The sequence below is a fragment of the Cupriavidus sp. HMR-1 genome (assembly GCF_000319775.1).
Lineage (GTDB): Bacteria > Pseudomonadota > Gammaproteobacteria > Burkholderiales > Burkholderiaceae > Cupriavidus > Cupriavidus metallidurans.
Window position 1 is genome coordinate 1 of the sequence record NZ_ANKP01000060.1, and the last position, 20,401, is coordinate 20,401.

At 64.7% G+C, this 20,401-nt stretch carries 15 protein-coding genes; 10 read left to right on the forward strand and 5 right to left on the reverse strand.

From position 1 onward, the window contains the following. Both D769_RS09165 and D769_RS09170 read left to right on the forward strand, forming a co-directional pair. The coding region (locus D769_RS09165; RefSeq protein ID WP_152414950.1) for a tripartite tricarboxylate transporter substrate binding protein at nt 1-987 on the forward strand (987 nt) is incomplete at its 5' end. Nucleotides 988-1,032: 45 nt separating this feature from the next. Beyond that, nucleotides 1,033-1,809: an aldolase gene (locus D769_RS09170; RefSeq protein ID WP_008644268.1), complete on the forward strand. Its 777-nt coding sequence runs from the start codon at nt 1,033-1,035 to the stop codon at nt 1,807-1,809. Nucleotides 1,810-1,867: 58 nt separating this feature from the next. On the opposite strand, the gene D769_RS09175 is transcribed toward D769_RS09170, so the two are convergent. Beyond that, nucleotides 1,868-2,665 carry a GntR family transcriptional regulator gene (locus D769_RS09175; RefSeq protein WP_008644269.1) on the reverse strand — a complete coding sequence of 266 codons (798 nt, stop codon included), beginning with the start codon at nt 2,663-2,665 and terminating at the stop codon, nt 1,868-1,870. Nucleotides 2,666-2,808: 143 nt separating this feature from the next. Between D769_RS09175 and D769_RS09180 the strand changes: the two genes are divergently transcribed. From D769_RS09180 to D769_RS09205, 6 genes are read left to right on the forward strand one after another with little or no spacing between them, the layout of a single operon-like run. Then, the gene (locus D769_RS09180; RefSeq protein ID WP_008644270.1) at nt 2,809-4,233 is read left to right on the forward strand and encodes an MFS transporter; all 1,425 of its coding nucleotides are present in this window, start codon (nt 2,809-2,811) and stop codon (nt 4,231-4,233) included. Nucleotides 4,234-4,276: 43 nt separating this feature from the next. Beyond that, the gene (locus D769_RS09185) at nt 4,277-5,146 is read left to right on the forward strand and encodes an isocitrate lyase/PEP mutase family protein (RefSeq protein WP_008644271.1); all 870 of its coding nucleotides are present in this window, start codon (nt 4,277-4,279) and stop codon (nt 5,144-5,146) included. A gap of 3 nt (nt 5,147-5,149) precedes the next feature. After that, nucleotides 5,150-6,547 carry a 3-isopropylmalate dehydratase large subunit gene (leuC, locus tag D769_RS09190; protein WP_008644272.1) on the forward strand — a complete coding sequence of 466 codons (1,398 nt, stop codon included), beginning with the start codon at nt 5,150-5,152 and terminating at the stop codon, nt 6,545-6,547. A 1-nt stretch (nt 6,548) separates the two neighbouring features. Further along, on the forward strand, nt 6,549-7,196 hold the full coding sequence (leuD, locus tag D769_RS09195; protein WP_008644273.1) for a 3-isopropylmalate dehydratase small subunit: 648 nt from the start codon (nt 6,549-6,551) through the stop codon (nt 7,194-7,196). After that, a complete protein-coding gene (locus D769_RS09200; RefSeq protein ID WP_008644275.1) occupies nt 7,190-7,756 on the forward strand; it encodes a YbhB/YbcL family Raf kinase inhibitor-like protein in 567 nt (188 codons plus the stop codon). Before leuD ends, D769_RS09200 begins: the two co-directional genes overlap by 7 nt. A 16-nt stretch (nt 7,757-7,772) precedes the next feature. Then, the gene (locus tag D769_RS09205; protein WP_008644277.1) at nt 7,773-9,203 is read left to right on the forward strand and encodes an MmgE/PrpD family protein; all 1,431 of its coding nucleotides are present in this window, start codon (nt 7,773-7,775) and stop codon (nt 9,201-9,203) included. Between the two features lie 8 nt (nt 9,204-9,211). Here D769_RS09205 and D769_RS09210 read toward each other — a convergent pair whose 3' ends face one another. Then, on the reverse strand, nt 9,212-10,972 hold the full coding sequence (locus D769_RS09210; protein ID WP_008644279.1) for a tetratricopeptide repeat protein: 1,761 nt from the start codon (nt 10,970-10,972) through the stop codon (nt 9,212-9,214). Nucleotides 10,973-11,172: 200 nt separating this feature from the next. Between D769_RS09210 and D769_RS09215 the strand changes: the two genes are divergently transcribed. After that, nucleotides 11,173-12,942, forward strand: coding sequence for a hypothetical protein (locus tag D769_RS09215; RefSeq protein WP_008644280.1), 1,770 nt, complete (start codon nt 11,173-11,175; stop codon nt 12,940-12,942). A 101-nt stretch (nt 12,943-13,043) separates the two neighbouring features. On the opposite strand, the gene D769_RS09220 is transcribed toward D769_RS09215, so the two are convergent. Genes D769_RS09220 through D769_RS09230 form a run of 3 tightly spaced genes read right to left on the reverse strand, consistent with a single transcriptional unit; the run spans nt 13,044 to nt 18,057 of the window. After that, nucleotides 13,044-13,553 (reverse strand): acetone carboxylase subunit gamma, encoded by a 510-nt coding sequence (locus tag D769_RS09220; protein ID WP_008644281.1) that lies wholly within the window; start codon nt 13,551-13,553, stop codon nt 13,044-13,046. Nucleotides 13,554-13,576: 23 nt separating this feature from the next. Continuing rightward, nucleotides 13,577-15,901 carry a hydantoinase B/oxoprolinase family protein gene (locus tag D769_RS09225; RefSeq protein WP_008644283.1) on the reverse strand — a complete coding sequence of 775 codons (2,325 nt, stop codon included), beginning with the start codon at nt 15,899-15,901 and terminating at the stop codon, nt 13,577-13,579. An 11-nt stretch (nt 15,902-15,912) separates the two neighbouring features. Continuing rightward, the gene (locus D769_RS09230; protein ID WP_008644287.1) at nt 15,913-18,057 is read right to left on the reverse strand and encodes a hydantoinase/oxoprolinase family protein; all 2,145 of its coding nucleotides are present in this window, start codon (nt 18,055-18,057) and stop codon (nt 15,913-15,915) included. 325 nt (nt 18,058-18,382) lie between these two features. Here D769_RS09230 and D769_RS09235 point away from each other — a divergent pair, with 325 nt between their 5' ends. Further along, nucleotides 18,383-20,368 (forward strand): sigma-54-dependent Fis family transcriptional regulator, encoded by a 1,986-nt coding sequence (locus tag D769_RS09235; protein ID WP_008644289.1) that lies wholly within the window; start codon nt 18,383-18,385, stop codon nt 20,366-20,368. The last annotated feature ends 33 nt before the right edge of the window (nt 20,369-20,401 follow it).

A 20,401-nucleotide genomic window follows, 5' to 3' on the forward strand; every position in this document is an offset into this window, starting at 1 on the left:
CGCCCTACCCGCCCCCACCGCCGCCGTAGCCTGTCATCCATGGCCAGCCTGGCTGCCGCCATGCTGCTGAGTATCCCGTTCACCGCCAATGCCACCGGATACCCCGACAAGCCAATCACCCTGGTCGTGCCGTTCGGCGCCGGTGGCATTACCGACCTTATCGCGCGAGCGACGGGCAAGGCGCTCTCCGAGCAGCTTGGCCAGTCGGTGGTGGTAGAGAATCGGCCCGGCGCCGGCGGCAACATCGCGGCCGACTTCGTGCGGCGCGCGCGCCCCGATGGCTACACGCTGATGTTTGCCACCGTTGGCGTGCTGGCCGTCAATCCGCATACGGACGTCAAGGTCAACTTTGATAGCGCGAAGGATTTCACCTACATCTCGCTTGTGGGGTCCACGCCATTCCTCGTCGTGGTTGGCGCGGATGTTCCGGCTAACACTCTGCCCGCACTGATCAAGCTCGCTCAGCGCAAGCCCGATGCCATCAGCGTCGGCACCGCCGGCGTGGGGAGCGCGCCCTATCAGGGAATGCGCATTTTCCAGGACGTGGCGAAGGTCGAATTCCTGCATGTGCCATTCAAGAGCGGCGCGGAATCCGTCACCAACGTCGTATCGGGCCAGGTCAACATGACATTCGAGGCCACGCCCCAGGTGATGCCGTTCGTGACGTCCGGCAAGCTCCGCGCGCTGGCCGTGGCAAGCCCGCACCGGCTCTCCACCGCGCCGCAGGTACCCTCCACAGCAGAGCTTGGCTTTCCATCACTGGTATCCGGCTCCGTGGCCGGCCTGATCGGACCCGCGGGACTTGATCCGGCCATCGTGAAAAAACTCAATGCCGCCGTGGCGAAGGTGGCTGCCGATCCGAAGTTCAAGGCAACGCTTACCGCGCAAGGGACCGAGCCCGCCGCGTCATCACCCGAACAATTCCGCAAGCTGATCAGCGACGAGAATCAGCGATGGTCTGCCCTGCTTGGCGCAGGCAACAAGTAAAGCCACCTCCTATCCCGACTCCAGCACATCCCTGAAGGACACAACATGGCCAATACCATGCAGTTGAGCAAGAGCGAAATCGTCGCGTCTTCGCTCGAAAAAATGCAGACCGAACTCCGCGCGGACAGGATGCCGCTGCGCGAAGCTGTCGCCGAGACCTGCCGGATCCTGTTCACGTTCGGGCACGATTCCGTGCTCTCCGGCCAGATCACGGCGCGGGCGGAACAACCGGGCACGTACTACACGCAACGCCTGGGTCTTGGCTTCGACGAAATCACGGCGGACAACCTCCTGCTCGTCAATGAGGATCTCGAAGTGATTTCGGGAAACGGGATGCCAAACCCCGCCAATCGCTTCCATTCATGGCTCTATCGCGCGCGTCCCGATCTGAACTGCATCGTGCACTCTCACGCGCCGCACGCTTCCGCACTTGCCATGCTGGAAGTGCCGCTGACGATCTCGCATATGGACACGTGCGTGCTGTACGACCAGACCGCGTTCCTGGAAAAATGGCCAGGCATTCCAGTCGGCAATGAAGAGGGCGAACTCATCGCGGGCGCACTGGGCGGCAAGAAAGCGATTCTGCTGTCGCACCACGGCCTGCTGGTGGCGGGCGCGTCGGTGGAAGAAGCCTGCGTGCTGGGCGTGATGTTCGAGCGCGCCGCTCGCCTGCAACTGCTGGCGATGGCCGCCGGGGAGATCCAGCCGATCCCGCCCGAACTCGGTCGCGAGGCTCAACGCTGGGTCAGCACGCAGAAGCGATTCGAAGCGACCTTCGCCTACTATTCGCGCCGCGCGCGCCGCCAGCTCGACGCGCAGTAAGGTTGGCGTAGTCCCCTCGACTGCCACAACGCCGCAGCCCGACCAGGCGGCCAGGCGGCTAGGCGGCGGCGTCGTGGACGATGCTTCCGGTCGCCGGCGTATTCATGGCCCCGACCGCGATATCCATCAGCACCCTGCTGCGCTCCGGCGACATCACGACCACAAGGTATTGCACGGGGTGCTGCTGATCGTCATAGATCAACCGGTTGATACCGATCAGCGGCTGGCCCGGGGGTACCTGCAGCAGCCGCGCCTGCGCCGGCGATGCAGCGATCGCGGTGAACTCCTGCGCCACGCGCCCAAACCGGATGCCCCGCTTCATCAGCAGCTCGAACAGCGGCTCCGTTTCCAGATCCGACTGGTTGATCTCTCCGATATACGCCTCCGGCACCCATGTCTCGGTAATCATCACGGGCACTGCGGCCTTGCGGCGCAGACGCGTCACGTGCAGCAGCGGCGACGCCTCCTCGATCCCCAGTAGCTGCGCGATATCCCCTGCCGCCAGCAGCCGCTCGAAGTTCAGCACTTCGACCTGCGTTTCATCCGAAATCTGACGTAGCGATTCGAGATACCCAAGCGTGGCCATCGGGCGCATCGCCGGCAGTTCAAGGCGAACGAACGTGCCCTTGCCCTGGCGCTTTTCGACCAGCCCTTCCGCTTCCAGATCGGCCAATGCGCGCCGCACGGTGATGCGCGAAACGCCAAACATGGCGCAAAGCTCTTCCTCCTTCGGAATCATCGCGCCGGCGCGGTACTGGCCGCGCACGATCAGATCGCGCAGGACCGTGAACATCTGCCGGTGCAACGACGTGCCCGGGCTACGCTTTAGCGCGCTATGCATCACATCCGATGTCATTTGTGGCGAATCCCTCCTGTCAGTCCGGAGCTTATCTGAAATTCCCCTTGCTGTGCCGTATCTATGACATCATAATAATATAACAACATTAATTGCGGACGAGGCAGCGCATGCCAAGTCCGTACAGATAAGACGGAGACAACATGACTGATCGGACGCTGTCCGCGGCATCGCAGGCCGCCCCCGCACGCATCAGTGCCGGCGAACTGGCCGCACGGATAGACCGCCTTCCAGCCACGCGCAGCACCTGGAGCCTGGTCCTGCTGCTCTCGCTGGGGGCCTACTTCGAGTTCTATGAGCTCTTCTCCACGGCCTATGTGCTGCCCGGGATCATCCACAGCGGCGTGCTCAGCGCGACCACGGAAGGCTTCTTCGCCCTCGACGGCGCGGCGAGCTATATCGCCGCGACGTTCCTTGGCCTCCTGATCGGCGTACTGGCATTCGGGTCGATTGCCGATCGACTTGGGCGGCGCTCGGTATTCACCGTCGCCCTGCTCTGGTATTCGGCGTCGGCGGTATGCATGGCGTTCCAGCACGACGCGGCCTGGCTGAACTTCTGGCGGTTGATGACGGGCATCGGCCTTGGCGTGGAGTTGGTCACCATCGACGCCTACCTGAGCGAACTCGTGCCGGCGCGCATCCGTGGCCGCGCGTTCGCGGTGAGCGCGGTGATTTCCTACCTTGCCGTGCCGTCAGTCGCGCTGATGGCCTGGTGGTTCGTGCCGCGCACCGTGCTGGGTCTCGACGGCTGGCGCGTGGTGGTGCTTATGGGCGGCGTCGGGGCACTGTTCGTCTGGCTGTTGCGGCTGGGCCTGCCGGAAAGTCCTCGCTGGCTGGCCAGCCATGGCCGATTGCAGCAGGCCACGGCAGTGGTCGAGCAACTGGAAGCAAAAGCCCGCCAGCAGAGTGGCCGTCCCTTGCCGGCACCTCTTCCTCCGCGCGAGGTGCCCGTTGGCAAACCGGCCGCCTTCCGCGAGATCTGGCGCGCGCCGTACCGACGCCGGACAGTCATGCTCGTGCTGTTCCACGCCGCTCAGGCCATTGGTCTCTATGGATTTTCGAACTGGATGCCCACGTTCCTGGTGCAGCGTGGCGTGGGGCTTTCCTCGAGCCTCGAGTACGGCTTGATGGTCTCCCTCGTCGCACCGCTTGGCCCGCTGCTGGCAGTGGCCTTCGTCGATCGTGTCGAGCGCAAGACCCTGATCGTGGTCTCCGCGCTGGTAATGGCCGGCGCAGGCACGATGTTCGTGAACCTGAACAGCGGCGTCGCCATCCTGATGACCGGCGCGCTGCTGACACTCGGGGGAACCATGATTTCGCTGGGCTTCCACTCGTACCAGGCCGAGCTGTATCCGACGCGCCACCGCGCCAAGGCGATCGGCTTCGTCTATGCCGTGAGCCGTGTCTCGGGCGCATTGAGCGGATTCCTGATCGCCGCATCGCTGAAGCACGCTGGCGTGCCCGGCGCGGTGGGGCTGATCGTCGCCTGCATGCTGCTGGTCGCCCTGAGTATCGGCCTGCTCGGACCGCGTACCTCCGGCCTCTCGCTCGAGGAGATCAGTCAGTGACCCAACCCTTCGCATCATCCTCAAATCAAGCCAGGAGACCTCGATGAACGCTGCCACCCAGCTGCGCCAACTGCTCGCCCGACCGGAAATCGTGGTCGCACCGGGCGCTTATGACGGCCTCACCGCCCGCCTCGTTCAGCAGGCAGGATTCAGCGCCGTGTACATGACCGGTGCCGGCACCGCCGCTGCCCGCGGGTTCCCGGACTTCGGCCTGCTCGGCATGAGCGAAATGGTCGAGAACGCCGCCGTGCTCGCGCGTTCGGTGGACATCCCGCTGATTGCCGATGCCGACACCGGCTATGGCAACGAGCTCAACGTCACGCGCACCGTGCGCGAGTTCGAATCCCGCAACGTCGCGGCCATCCATATCGAGGACCAGGTCTTCTCCAAACGCTGCGGCCACCTGGACGGCAAGGAGATCGTGGAACGAAACGAGTTCCTCGCCAAGATCCGCGCCGCCGTGGCCGCGCGGCGGCATCCGGACTTCACGATCATCGCGCGGACCGATGCGCGCGCCGTGGTCAGCCTCGAAGAGGCCATCACCCGCGCGAACCTCGCACTCGAGGCCGGCGCCGATATGGCATTCGTGGAAGCGCCGCAAACCCGCGAAGAAGTCGCCACCATCCCGCGCGAAGTCGGCGGGCCTTGTTTGCTCAATCTGGTCCCCACCGGACGCACGCCGCTGCTGCCATTCGCAGAAGCGGGGGAACTCGGATATCGCATGGTCATCCTTCCCGGTCTTCTGCTCAAGGCCACCATCGAAGCCTGCGACGCCGCGCTGCAGGACGTGCAGCGCGAGGGGCAAATGCCCGCGCCCCGGATGGACGCGACCGTCGCCGCGCTGTTCCGCCGGCTGGGTGCCGACGAATGGAGCGCGCTCCGGCAGCACTTCCAGCAAAGCCATCAGGAGTGAAGCATGGGTCGAACGCTTTTTGACAAGGTCTGGGATGCGCATGTCATCAAGGACCTCGGTGACGGCTGGGCGCTACTGCACATTGACCGGCATCTGCTGCACGATCTCTCCGGCGCGCCGGCCCTGGGGGAGCTCGCCAAGCGCAAGCTGCCGCCGCACAACCCGGAACTGTGCTTTGCAACGCCCGATCACGTCGTCTCCAGCGCGCCCGGCCGCACGGAAACAACGTATCCACTTGGTGCCATGCTCTGGGCCGGGCTCAAGCAGGGGAGCGAGAAAGGCCGCATTCGTCTGTTCGATCTCGGCCAGCCGGGTCAGGGCATCGTTCACGTCATGGCGCCCGAACTGGGCATCGCGCTCCCCGGCACGACCCTGGTCTGCGGTGACAGCCATACGTGTACCAACGGCGGCCTTGGCGCGCTGGCCTTCGGTATCGGCTCGTCCGAAATCGTGCATGTGCTGGCTACACAGACGCTGCGCCAACAAAAGCCGCGGCGTATGCGCGTGCGTGTCGATGGACGACTGCCCAGGGGCGTGACACCGAAAGACCTGGCCCTGCATATCATCGCAACACTCGGGGCATCCGCCGGCGTCGGCCACGCCGTGGAGTTCGCCGGACCGGCGATCGAATCCATGCCGATCGAGGGCCGGCTGACCTTGTGCAACCTCGCGGTGGAGCTGGGCGCCAAATTCGCCATGGTCGCACCGGACGACGCGACGTTCGACTACCTGCGCGACCGGCCATTCGCACCAAAAGGCGAGTTGTTCGAACGTGCCGTCGAGACGTGGCGGTCCCTTGCCGGCGACGCGGACGCCGTGTTCGATCGAGAAGAACGCATCGTTGCCGAAGCCGTGCGTCCGGTGATTACGTGGGGCACCAGTCCGGACCAGGCAGTCGCCATCGACCAGTGCGTTCCCCACCCGGACAGTGCCCCAAGCCCGGCCGTAGCGGAGGAATGGCGCGCAGCGCAGGCGTACATGGGGCTCGAGGCCGGACAGGCATTGGCAGGCACGCCCGTCGACTGGGTTTTCATCGGCTCTTGCGCCAACTCCCGGCTGTCGGATCTGCGCGATGCCGCGCACGTCGTGCGTGGCCGCAGCGTAGCCGCCGGCGTGACAGCCTGGGTGGTGCCCGGCTCCGAGCTGGTCAAGCGCGCCGCCGAGGCCGAAGGGCTGGATCGCGTCTTCGAAGATGCTGGATTCCAGTGGCGGGAGCCCGGCTGCAGCATGTGCGTGGCGGCGAACGGTGAACAGGTGCCTCCGGGCGCGCGAGCGGTCTCCACCTCGAACCGCAATTTCGTCGGCCGTCAGGGACCGGGCGCCCGCACGCATCTGGCCAGCCCGGCCATGGCAGCGGCTGCGGCGATCACTGGGGTGTTGACCGACATTCGGAGCTTCTGAGATGCAACCGTTCCATACACTTGCTGGCCTTGCGGCGCCGTTGCCCCGCGCCAACCTCGATACCGATGTCATCATCCGCATCGATCGCCTCACCACCGTACCCAGAGACCAACTTGGCGTGCACGCCTTCGAGGCGATTCGTTACCTGGCCGATGGCAGCCCCGATCCGGCATTCCTTCCGGCCCAGCCTGAGTTCTCCGGCGCGCCGATTCTTGTCAGCGGTGCCAATTTCGGCTGCGGCTCGTCGCGCGAGAGCGCCGTCTGGGCGCTGCAGTCGATGGGCTATCGGTGCATCATCGCGCCAAGCTTCGGCAGCATCTTCTACAACAACTGCTTCCAGAACGGCATCCTGCCCTTGATTCTCGACGAGGCGCTGGTCAGCGAACTGATGAACCTCGCGCGCCATGCCATCCCGTTCAAGGTGGATCTCCAGCACAAGGTGGTCGAAGCCGGCGATCGCCGCTGGAGCTTCGATATCGACCCACTCCGCCGGGAGATGCTCCTCCAGGGCCTCGACGAGATCGGGGGCACGCTGCTCGAAGACAACCAGATCCGTGCCTGGCAGGCCGCCGACCGTCAGCGCCGGCCCTGGGTATGGGACCTGTCCGAAGCCAATGCCGATAGCGGAAGCGGAGTCAAATCATGCTGAGCCGCCTGCTGGGACGTCTCCTGAAAGGACGAAGGGCCGGAGAGCAACGCCTTGCCTGGCATCACCCGGCCGTTGCCTCTGCCCCCGCTCTGCTGGAACTCAGCAGCGGCAGCTTCGGCGCCGGGCAAACGATTCCGGTCGCGCACGCCGGCAAGGGCGTCGGCGAGAATCGCTCGCCCGCACTCGCCTGGCGCGGCTTGCCTTCGGAGACCGAGGAACTGGTGCTGATCATCGAAGATGCCGATGCGCCCTTGCCACGCCCATTCGTGCACATGATCGCCACCGGCATCGACCCCAACCTGCCCGGCCTGCCGGAGGCCGCCTTCAATCCACCGGCAAGCATCCATGCCGTGCTGGGCCGCAACAGCTTCGGCAAAACCGCCTATGCCGGCCCGAGAGCCCTGCCCGGCCACGGCCCCCATCGCTACTCCTTCCAGTTGCTGGCACTCAACGGGAAACTGCATTTCGACAAACCGCCGACGCTGCCCGAAGTGCTGGCGCAGCTTGACCGATCGGTCCTCGCTCGGGGCCGTCTGGATGGCATTTTCGAACGTATCTGAAAACATGGAGAACAGCATGAGCGAACAGGCTCGACGACAGGCCAGCGATCCCTCGGGCCCGACCGGCCAACTGGCTACCTGGCTGGCCAACTTCGACTTGAGCGCGGTGCCTGACACCGTGCGCGAACGGGCCAGGTTGCTGCTGCTGGACGGCGTGGGTTGCGCGCTGGTTGGCGCCCAGTTGCCGTGGTCCCGCACCGCGGTTGAATCGGTCATGGCCCTCGAAGCCGAAGGGCCGTGCAGCATCATTGGATGGGGTCGCAAGGCGACTGCTCCGGTGGCCGCCTTGCTCAATGGCACCTTTATCCAGGGATTCGAGCTCGACGACTTCCACCCGCTGGCGCCGCTGCATAGCGCGTCACTGATCCTGCCTTCGCTGCTCGCCACGGCGGAAAGACTCGGCGGCATCCGTGGCGATCGGATGCTGGCGGCGGCGATCGCCGGCTTCGAGGTGGGTCCGCGCGTCGGCCTGGCCCTGCACGGTGGCCAAATGTTGTCGCGTGGATGGCATTCGGGTCCGGTGTTCGGCACGCACGCGGCGGCGGCGGCCGTGGGCTCGCTGCTGCAACTGGATGCCGCGGGCTTCGAAGACGCCCTTGGACTGGCGGCAACGCAGTCCGCCGGTCTGATGGCCGCGCAATATGAAGCGATGTCGAAGCGTATGCACCACGGCTTTGCCGCGCGTAACGGACTCTACGCCGCCCATCTGGCGGCCAGCGGCTACAGCGGTATCCAGCGCGTTTTCGAGCGCGAGTACGGTGGCTTTCTCTCGACCTTCGGCGAGGGGCACAACCCCGATGCCACACAGATCGCGCACGGACTCGGCGAGCACTGGGAGACGCCCCGCTTCGTGCTCAAGGCCCATGCGGCGATGGGCGGGCTGCACGCGGGCATCGACGCCCTCCTCGATCTCGTCGCCACGCACCGGTTCCGCGCCGAGGATGTGGAGCGCATCGACGTCGACCTTTCCCACGCCGTCTATCACCACGGCTGGTGGGACCTCGCGCGGCCAATCACGCCGATTGCCGCCCAGATGAACATCGCCTACGCGCTTGCGGTAACCCTGCTGGACGGCGAAGCCATGGTGCGACAGTTCGCGCCCGAGCGCATCGACCGCGATGACGTGTGGGCACTCATTCCACGGATTCGCGCGCACCACGACGCCGGATTCGACCAGGCCGGCGCGCTTGGCCGTGGCCGGACCCGCCTGCGCATTCGCCTGCGTGACGGCACCGAGTTGCAGGCCGAACAACCTGCCCCCAAGTCCGCCCTGCAACCGATGAGCCGCGAGCAGGTGGTGGCCAAGTACCGCCGACTCACCGACGGCCTGCTACCCGCGCAGCGCCAGCGCGCCATCGAGGATTGCCTGCTGTCGCTGGATGACCTGGAGGATTCGGGCACGCTCACCGAACTACTGGCGGGACCGGTAGGATCGGCGATGTCGTAGCGCCGATCTCACCCTGCCAAGACCACGTTCAAGGCCTCGTTCACCGCGGCGATCACGGGCAGCCAGTCGCCCGGCGTGGTCTGCCTGACCAGCCGTGCAGACGGATACCAGCGACTGTGCGTCGCATCCTGCCGCCAGCGCCAGTCAGCGGCCACGGCGAGCATCAGCCACAGTGGCTTGCCCATGGCACCGGCAAGATGCGCAATGGCGGTGTCGATCGACACAACGGCGTCGAGCGTTCCGATGATCGCCGCGGTGTCGGCCATGTCCTCGATGTGATGCCTGAAATCATGCAGCCGTCCGGTGCCGGCGTACATGGCAAGGTGTTGCGCATCATCGGCGGGGATGTCCCGCTGCAGCACAATCCAGTCGATGTCATCGCGCGCGAATAGCGGCGCGAGCAGATGCAGCGGGATGGCGCGGTTCTCGTTGGCGCGTATCCGTCCCGACCAGGCGATGCCGACGCGACGGCGCTTCAGGCCCGACAATCTGGCGCGCCACGTCTCGCGGCTGGCCTCGGGCACCGGCAGCGGCGCCGGCATGTCCGGAATGCTGTCCATCGACGTGCCAAGCATGAGCGGCAGACTCATCAGCGGGCACCACGCTTGCGCCTCGGGCGGCGCATCGTCCAGCGCGACGATTGAAACTCCCCACTGCAACGCCAGCGGCTTGAGCAGCCGCAGCAATGCCGATTGCACACGCAGGACCACCTTGCCCACACGGTCGCTTGCAAGTGGCACGAAGCGCAGGAAATGGAGCGTGTCGCCGAGGCCTTGTTCTGCGTCGACGACCAGGCAGCCGTCGAGCGGCGCGCCCGACCAGCGCGGCCACTGTGGCTCGCCAGCGTAGGCATCGAGCTTCAGGCGCCACTCGTATTCCGGCAGTCCACGCGCGAAATCTCCCGCCGACAACCAGTTCATCGCCCGGTGGAAATGGGCGACGGGCCAACCCGGCCGCAGTGCCAGCACGCGCTGGAACGCAGCTTCGGCTTGCACGTAGTGCCCGAGCGCGAGGTGTGCGATACCGAGGTTGAACCACGCGGGCGAGCATTGCGCATCGTGTTGCGTTGCCAGCCCCAGTTGCTCGATGGCCTGCGCGTACCGCTCGATCGCGCACAAGGTGGTGCCGGCACCCAGACGCGCCTCGACGGAGGTAGGATCGAGCATGATGGCGCGCAAGAACGCCTCCGCCGCAGGAACGCCATGCCCCGCCCCTTGCAACGCATGGCCAAGCAGCGTGTGGAGTCGCGCCTGACCCGGGGCAACTGCGATGGCCCGACGGGCAGCCACTACTGCCTCAGCATGAAGGCCGAGCGCCAACCTTGCCGAAGCGAGGTTGGCCAGCGCTGCCGCGTCCTGCGGCTGTAGCCGGATCACCGCCTCGAAACTCTCCACTGCCTCGGCGGCCTTGCCGGCGGCCATCCACGCTAGCCCAAGGTTGAAATGCGCTGCCGGCATGGCAGGTGCGAGTTGCGTCGCCCGGACGAGGCACGTCACCGCAGCGGCAAAATCGCCGGCTGCCTTGCAGGCGATGCCGAGGTTGACGATCACACCAGCATCGCCAGGGGCGAGCACGGCGGCGCGCCGCAATTGCGCCACGGCTTCGGCCGGTCGGCCCGCCTGGTGGCACAGCAGACCAAGATGGTGATACGCACCCGCGTGTCGAGGGTCCGATGCCAGCGCGACGCGATACAGGCGCTCCGCGCTTGCGAGGTCGCCGTGCCGGTGCGCATTCATGGCTTGCTCGAAGGCGGGTGTCTTGGCTTGCATGGACTGAAGGTGAATCCTGGCGATATCGGCATTTTTTGCCCATTTTGTAGTTCCAGTGCTCCTGTCGCACACCTGATCGCCGGGATTCCGGGCGAATTGTGGGTTCACCCGCGAAGGAGGGGTAGAAAAGCCGCCACGTCTTGCCGTCAGTGTCCGCGGACCATTCCGGTCGTATTTCCCCTCGCAGGAGACTTTCAGCAGTGAACAACATTCCACGCAAACCCACCGTCATTGCCGCCTTGTGCGCGACCATGCTGGCCGCATGCGGTGGCAGCGGTGACAGCAACAGCCCGAGCACCAGCACGCCTCCGACGACCACGCCCCCGGCCGTCACCACGCCGTCGATCACCGGCAAAGCCATCGACGGCTATCTGGTCGGCGCGACCGTCTGCCTGGACCTGAATGCGAACAACGTTTGCGATAGCGGCGAGCCGTCGGCCACGACCGACGCCAATGGCAATTTCACGCTGCCGTACACCGGCGACACCAGCGGCAAGCGCCTGCTGGTGCAGGTCACGCCTGCCACGAAGGACCTGTCCCGCCCGGCGGGCTTTACATTCCCGGCCAGCTACACGATGTCCGCCGTGCTCGAAGGCGGCACCACCGGCCAGCACGTGTCCCCGTTGACGACGCTGGTGACCGCGCAGATGGAAGCCGGCATGAGTCGCGATGAAGCGGTACGCGCGGTACAGGCACTGCTGGGCAGCAACGTCGATCCGACGGCCGACTTCGTGGCCAATGGCGACGCTGCCACCACCGCGAAGGCCATCGCCATCATCGACACGATCACCTCGCTGGCCAAGGACGGCAAGGCCGATGCCACGATCGTGCGCAACGTGCTGAACGCGATGGTCACCAAGGGCGACGTGGCTGTGACGCAGGCCGATGTCGATACCCAGGCCGCCAAGCCGCTGTACACGCTGGCCGATGCCTCCAAGGTATTGGCGGCGCCGGTGTACAGCTACATCGATTCGCTGATGACGAACCTGGGCTCCCCCACGCAAGCCGTCATCCAGATTCAGAACAATGCGCTGCGCAAGGACTACCAGGCACGCCAGACCGCCGGCGGCGCCTGGGAGGCGGCCGCCAGCGACTTCGTATCGCTGGGCGATCCGACGTCCGAGTTCGACATGAAGGCCGACGGCACCTGGACCAGGCTCCTCCAGCCCTCCGATCTGAAGGCACCGCTACCGCTGACCACCATCGGCCACCGGCTCGCCGGTACCGATCCGGTAACCGGCATTACGTTCCAGTACGAATCGCGCGACGTGGACATGAGCAACCTGCCGGCCTTTGACGCGGTAACAGGCGGCCGGTTCGGTCCCGACACCTCGCTGGCCCCGGCATTGCAGAATGCAAAGCTGCCGGCGGGCACCCAAGGCTACCTGGGCATCCAGTCATACGACACGGACCGTGTGGTGCTGCCGATCGACCTTGGCGGCTGCCCGGTCCCCTACCAGAGCAACAGCCAGTGCCCGATCGCCCCGGGACTGCCAACGGCCTACCCGTCGGCGGTCATCAACGACACGGCGCTGCCCAGCCCGCTCACGTCGATCCGTCAGCTCGTGGGCCGCACGATGATCGAGCCGGTGATGAGCCAGGTGAAGGTCCAGATCAACGCGGATGGCACGGCGCAGTTCTCGCTGCTGAACTCGGTGTTCGGTTCGCAGGTCAGCCCGGGCCAACCGCTCGGCATGACCGCTTACACCACGGTCACCGGCAAGTGGTCCATCTATGCGCGCAACGAAAACGTGATGGTTTTCGACATGTCGCGCGATGCCGCTGCCACCGTGGCAAGGCTGGGCTGGAACGCCTGGCCGGTGGGACAAGGCGCCAAGCTGGTATTCGCGCTACGCGATGGCCAGCTGCATAGCGGCGTGCTGTTCCCGGCGGGCTACACGGAACGTGCCTATCAGTTCCGTAATGGCCTGCCCAGCGTCCTGACTACTGCGGTCAATCAACCGCGCTGATGCATTAGGGCAGTGACGCACTGAGGGGCGCCGGACGGCGCGGAGCGGGCGGGCTGCGCCACCCGCTGCTTCGCACCGTCCGGCAAACCTGTCCTACCCGATCAGTCTGGTGCCCGCTCGGGCACCGGCAGGTGCACCCACTCCTTGTAGAACGCGTCGATATCCGGCTCGAAGTCGTGGATCACCGGATACCACGGGGTGGGCGCCTCCACGTCATGCATCGCGCCGCACGACGGACAGTAGTACTCGCGATACACCTGCCAACTCGTATCAGGCGCCATCAGCGTCGGATAGACCTCGGCCATGGCCTCCTCGGTATCACGCACATAGATGGAGGCATGGAGCTTCCAGTTCTCGCGGTAGTCGCAGAACTCGTGGCCGCAGTCGCACTTGACCACCCACTTCTTGCTGGCGGCCGATTGCACGATATACATGTGCGGGCTGAGCGGCAGCACGATGCGGTCCGGAAAACTCACCTTCGCCTGCAAGGCCGCCAGGTACTGCTCGAAGCGGCTTTCGTCCTTGGGCATCGACAGCATGCGGAACGTGGTTTCCCAGTCGAGCTTCCCCTCGACGAGGTGGTCGACTTGTTCGTTGGTATAAACAGACATGGTTCGACTCCTGAGTGCGGTGGTTACTCTTCGACCTGGACGACGGTGGTGACGTCCGGCATCAGCGACAGATCCATACGGTGCTTGGCGCCATAGGCCGGCACACCCAGTTCCTCCTCTTTCACGTGCCATGCCTCGGGCAGGTTCCAAAAGTCCTTGAAGCTCTGCGTGAACTTCTCCGACAACGCAAAGCTCGTGGCAAACATGTGCTGCACCTGGACCGATGCGTGCTTGTTGAGAATGCGCTCGCGCTCCTCCTTCATCCACTCGCGCGTCGGCACCGCGCGCGCCAGGCGCTCCTTGCGGATCTCCGCGCGACGCTTTCTGGTCTTGGCGGCATCCACCGCGAACACACCCCTGGCGTCCTGAGCGAACACAGCGCCATAGACCTTCTGCGCATACTCAGGCAGCAAGAACTTCTGGTTGAGGTCCGCCTCGATTGCCTTCGAGTCCCGATCGAGTGGATCGCCGAAGCCCGGGCCGCCGCGCAGGTAGTTCAGGTAGAGATCGTGGTTGGCATAGCAGTCCTCGGTCGTGATGCACTGCTTGTCGCGCTTGACCTCGGCGGTGGCGTCGATATGGCGCTCGTAGTCCGGATTGGCCGGGTCGATGTCGCCGCCAAGCGGCAATGAGTCGCCGCTGGCAATGCGCTGTTCCAGCCCGGTGCGGTGCGCTTCGAAGCGATACCCGGTGGCCGACGGATAGCCACCCATCATGCCCCAGTCGCTGTTCATGAAGCCGTTGCCCATGAAGAACATCGTCCAGTCCTGGGCGTTCCAGACCATGCGCAGGGTCTCGAAGCCGCAGCCGCCGCGATACTTGCCGTAGCCGCCGGAGTTGGCCTTGACGTTCCGGCCCAGGTAGAGCAATGGCTCGGCCATCTCCCAGATCTCGATGTCGCCCATGTCGCCTTCCGGGTTCCAGATGGCAGCGGCGTGGTTGAGACCGTCCTTGACTGCGCACGCGCCTGTGCCGCAGGAGCTGGCCTCGAAGCTGTTGACCGCGTGAATCTCGCCATCCTGGTTGATGCCGCCACCCTGCAGCCAGTTGGAAGTATTGGCGTTGCCCGCGTTCACTTCCTCCAGATAGCCACGGCTGAAGTACGACTGAGAGAGACCACGCCACAGCGCCGCCCAGCCGGACACCAGAAAATGCCAGGCATACGCATGGCCGGTGCGCCGGTCATCGGGATTGCACCATGTGCCCTTGGGCAGCCGGAACTCGGTGGCGAAGTAGGCGCCGTCGTTGATACGCTGGGTCGGCACCAGGGTCTGACACATCATCACCCAGATGCCCGAGGTGAAGGCCACCTGGTGGGCATTGAACGTGTGCCAACCCCAGCGGCTCGCGCCTTCGAAATCCAGGCGCCACTTGCCGTCCGGGCGGATCGTCATTTCCACCGGCGAATGCATGATGGAGTCGAGCTTGGCAAAGGCGTTGGAGACCTGCACGTCCGGATGCTTGTACGGCACGTCGACGAACGATACCTTGCGGTACTTGCCTGGCAGCGTCATGGCCTTGATGCGGCTCAGGAGCCCGCGGCGGCCTTCCTCGATGACTTCGTAGCCGAACTTCTCGTAGGCCTCGATGCCGTCGGCGCGGATCACCTCCTCCACCAGATCGCGAATCATGTGGCAGCCGGCGATGCGGGTCCGTTCGTCGAGAATCCAGTATTTCGGCGTGCGTACCGAGCGCTGCGACTCATGCAGCCAGTCGCGGAACGGCACATCGTTCGCGCCCGTCTTGCGGCACGTGATCATGTAGCCGTCGCCGAAGCGTTGCGTCTGGCCCGTGGACATGGAGCCTGGCGTTACGGAGCCCGTGTCGATGACATGCGTCACGCCGCCCACCCAGCCGATCAGCTTGCCTTCCCAGAAGATCGGCACGATCGTAGCGATGTCGCATGGGTGCACGTTGCCGATGGAGCAGTCGTTGTTCGTGAACATGTCGCCGGGATGGATGCCGGGGTTGGCCTCCCAGTTGTTCTCGATCATGTACTTGATCGCCGCACCCATCGTGCCCACGTGGATGATGATGCCGGTGGAGGTCAGCACACAGTCCCCGACCGCGTTATACAGCGTGAAGCAGAGCTCGCCCTCCTGCTCGACGATCGGGCTGGCGGCAATCTTCTTGGCGGTTTCACGTGCATGGACCAGTCCACCCCGCAGCTTGGAAAACAGCTTCTCGTATCCGATCGGGTCGCTGTCCCGGAAGTCCAGACTGGTAAGGCCGTTGTAGTGGCCAGATTCTTCGGTACGGGCGAGGATGGCGTCGCGAAATTCCTTGAGGGTCTGGCCGTTCTTCAACAGATCGGCGAACCCGACTTCCTTGTTGCTCATCATGTTCATGATGTGTCTCCTTATTTGACTTCCTTGAGATGGAACAGGCGGTGCTTGTCGATCGTGGTTTCGAAGCCGCCCGGCACCACGAACGTGGTGGCGTCGGATTCGATGATGGCGGGACCCACGATGTGGTTGCCGGCCTTGAGCGACTCCATCTTCCAGAGCGCGGCATCCATCCATTCCTTGTGGCGGTAGAAGGGCCTAACCCCCAGGTAGGCCTCCCCGGGTGGCGTTGGACCGGCGTCCGGGTCCTCTGGCAGCACGGGCTTCTGCGTGACCACCATGCCGCGCAGGATGGCTCCCGTGATCGAAAAGCCCAGTTCCGGCGAGCGGGCCGAACTGGCGTAGACGCGCCCGTAGGTATTCTCGAACGCGTCGACGATGCGGTCCCAGTCCTCGGCGGACGACGCGGTGGCTACCGGCGAGACGATCTCGAGATCATTGAGCTGCCCCATGTACTGCATCTTGTAGCCCGGGATCAACACGACGTCCCTGGCATCAAAGCCGTTGGTCCGGAACTCCTCGATCACCTTGACGGCCAGTTCCGACCACGCTTCCTGCAGGATCCGGCACGCGGTCTCCTTGCTGGCGTCCGGTGCGAATTGCCCGACACCGAGATCCACCGATTTGTCATAGCGATACTCGAAGTCCGCGCAGGCGCAGCCGAAGGCCGAGAAGCCAGCCGCCCAGGCCGGCACCACCACGTCCTTGAAGCCGACGCCGCCGGTGTATCCGTAGGTATGCACGGGGCCCGCGCCGCCGTAAGAAAAGCATGTGAACTCGGCAGGGTTGTAGCCCTTGGCGCTGATGTTGGCGCGCAGATACTCGGACAGCGTGAGGTCCAGCAATTCGATTACCCCTGCTGCCGCGTCCTCGACCGACAGCCCGAGCGGATCTGCGATCTGTACCTTGATGTGCTGGCGGGCGCGTTCCACATCGAGCTTGATCGCACCGCCAAGAAAGTTCTCCGGGTTCAGATAGCCCAGCACGACGTGGCAGTCGGAGACGGTGACCGTATCCAGCCCGCTCTCCGGCCAGCAGGTACCCACGCGGTAGCCGGCGCTGTCGGGCCCTAGCTTGATCGACTTGCTGTACGGGTCAAGCCGCACGAAGCTGCCAGCGCCCGCGCCCACGGAGTCCATCGCCACCAGCGGCAGCGACAGCACGAGGCGCGCCATGTCGGGGTCCGACTTGATCGCGAAGTTGCCCTTGGTGATCAGCGCCACGTCGAAGCTGGTGCCGCCGATGTCCGAGCATGCGATGTTCTCGTCGCCCAGCGCCTCGCCCAGGAGCTTCGATCCGATCACGCCACCAATCGGCCCCGACACGATCGTCCGCGCCAGTTCCTTCGCCTTCCAGCTGATCGTGCCGCCATGGGTGGCCATCACACGCAGATCGAACTTGGCACCGTGTTTCTTGAAGCGGTCGCTGACCTTCTTCAGCGTCTGCCGCGAGGGCTCCGCGCCGTAGGCCTCGAGGATTGTGGTGTTCATCCGGTGGCTTTCCTTGCGCGACGGGTAATAGTCCACCGACGCAAACACCGGGACATCGACCTTCAGCTTCGTCAGTTCATCCTGCACGATGTCGCGCGCACGTTGTTCGCTGGACTCGTTCTTGTGGGATTGCAGCAGACAGATGACGATCGCCTGCGACTTGGCCTCCACCAGTTCGCGCGTGGCCTGCCGGACTTCTTCCTCTCGCAGCGGAATGACGACCCTGCCCTGCACATCCGTGCGCTCGGTCACGCCACGCGTGCGCGAGACAGGCACCAGCGGTTCGTCGTAGCGATGCGTGTTCAGGTGAATGCGGTCCTCCAATGCGTAGCCCAGATAGCTCTGCAGCGCACGCCCCATCGAATGGATCTGCTCGAAACCGCGATTGCAGATAAGGCCGACGTCCAGGCCCTTGCGCATAAGAATGCGGTTGAGCATCGCCGTGCCGGAATACACGCAGGTCAGCAGTTCCGGGTAGACGTCATCCACGGTGCGCTCCCAGTGCGCCAGCGCATCCTCCGACGAGTTGTAGATGGCCAGCGATTCGTCGCCGGGGTTGCTCTGCGCCTTGCCGACCACGAACCGGCCGTCCGAGCGCACGAAGAATGTATCGGTCATCGTGCCGCCTGCATCGATGCCCATCACCTGTACGGTGGAGTGGGATTGCATGTTGTCTCCTGTCATTGGTGTCATCGTCGTGGGAGGTCCCACACACCCTTCATGGCAAGGGACATGCCAGGCGGCATTGGCACCTGCAGGAGCCGATCACATGTGATTGAAATCAATGCCTTGCCGTCACCGACTGGCCAGTTCGGGCATGGGGCAATCAACGCCCAACGTTGTGCAATTTCCGGACGTCTACGCGAAAGTGTCCGGATTCCGGACACTTTCGCGCCCCTGCTGCACAGCACAAACCCTTGATTGCAAAGAGAATTGTTGACTTGCGAAAAGCGTGGGGCTACGGTTGCCGGAATCAACTGAGAGTGATCGCTCCATGCCGTTCACCCACTACGGCACTCTGGTCCCCCGCATCAGCGACGAACCTGTCGTGGCCTCGGCCTGGGAACGCTTCCTGCGGGACCATCCCCATCATCCACATGAGGGGGATGGCGTACGCAGAGTTGTCCTCGCTTCCTGGCAGCGGTGTCGTTCCGAGGCTGTCGACCCGACCCTGCATTCGGCGCCGGGCGCCGCCGACGATCGCCTTCGCCAACTGCGCACCCAAAACCGTGACCTCTGCGACGCAGCGGGTCCGGCGCTCGAAGGCCTGCGCGACATCTTGCGCGAATGCGGCACGCTGATCATGCTCAGCGACACCGACGGCACCATCCTTCAGCTCAATGGCTCGACCCGCGTGCGCAGCGTCGGCGAGGAAGTCAACCTTGCCATGGGCGGATGCTGGAGTGAGGAAGTGATCGGCACCAATGCCATCGGCACCGCGATCGCCACCGTCGCGCCGGTGCAGATCCATGCCAGCGAGCATTTCTGCTGGGACGTCAAACGCTGGACCTGCGCCGCCGCGCCGATACTCGATCCGTTCGGACGTCACCTGCTTGGCGTCGTTGATGTATCGGGCGTGAAGGAGTCATTCCACGGGCACACCCTCGGTCTGGTGGTGGCGGCGGCCCGGCAGATCGAGAGCGAGCTGGCTCGGCGCGACGTGGCGATGCACGAGCGGCTGCTGGCCCGCTCCATCGACGATTTCGTGCGCTATGCCAGCGACTTCGTGGTCCTTGCCGATTTCCGCGGCCGTGTCGTTCGTATCAACGGCCACTCGCAGGCCGCCGGGGATGCCCATGGTGTACGTTTCGCGCTGGAGACCGGCAGCGCGATACCAGGGCTCGACCTCACACAGACGGAGGTCGATCAAATACGTCAGCGCCCGGGCTGGCTGCGGCCCGAATGGCTTCACACGGTCAAGGATCGCGAAGGACTGCTCGGCACGATGCTCGTGATTCCACTCGCGGCACGCCCGGGCCGGACCAGCATTTCACTCCCCGCCGCCCCGACTGCGGTGACAACGGATGACCCGTTCACCGAGATCATCGGCGAGAGCGAAATTCTCGCCGCCACCAAGGCACGCGCCCGCCGTATCGCGTCGCTCGATCTGCCCGTGCTGCTGGTCGGTGAGACCGGCGCGGGCAAGGAGCTGTTCGCACGCGCATTGCATCGGTCTGGCAAGCGGCCCGACGGTCCATTCGTTGCCGTGAATTGCGGCGCTCTGACGCGCGAATTGCTGGCCAGCGAGCTATTTGGCTACGCGGAAGGCGCCTTCACGGGGGCGCGTCGCGGCGGCCATCCCGGAAAATTCGAACAGGCCGCAGGCGGCACGCTGTTCCTCGACGAGATCGGCGAGATGCCGCTCGACATGCAGCCGCATCTATTGCGTGTGCTGCAGGATGGCGTGGTGGTTCGTCTGGGGGATACGAGGGAGCGGCAGGTATCGGTGCGACTTGTCGCCGCGACCAACCGCGATCTGCAGAAGGAAATTGCCGCCGGGCGCTTTCGCGAGGATCTGTACCACCGTCTCTGCGCGGTCAGTCTGCAGCTTCCGGCCTTGCGCGACCGGCCTGGCGATATCGAGTCCATCGTCAATCACCTCAACCACAAGCTCGCGCGCAAGTACGGGTGCCCGCCGAAGCGGATCGAACCGTCGGTCTATCAGACACTGGTGCGCTATCGCTGGCCCGGGAATATTCGTGAACTACAGAACGTGTTCGAGGTCATGTTCGCGCTCGGCGAGAACAATGGCATCGATGTGTCGATGTTGTCCTCCCTCGTCGAATCCGGGCCGGCCGGAGACGCGACGGCTCTGGCCCCGATACCGATATCGGCAGCGTCTGGCCGCCTCGACGATCTGGAGCGGCAGGCGATACTCGCCGCCATCAACGATGCGCGCGGCAACCTTTCAAGGGCCGCCAGAACGCTGGGGATTTCAAGAAGCACGCTCTACGTCAAGCTTGCCGCGATCCGGACCTAAGGACATAGGCCCGGATGCAAACCTGCCCGTAGA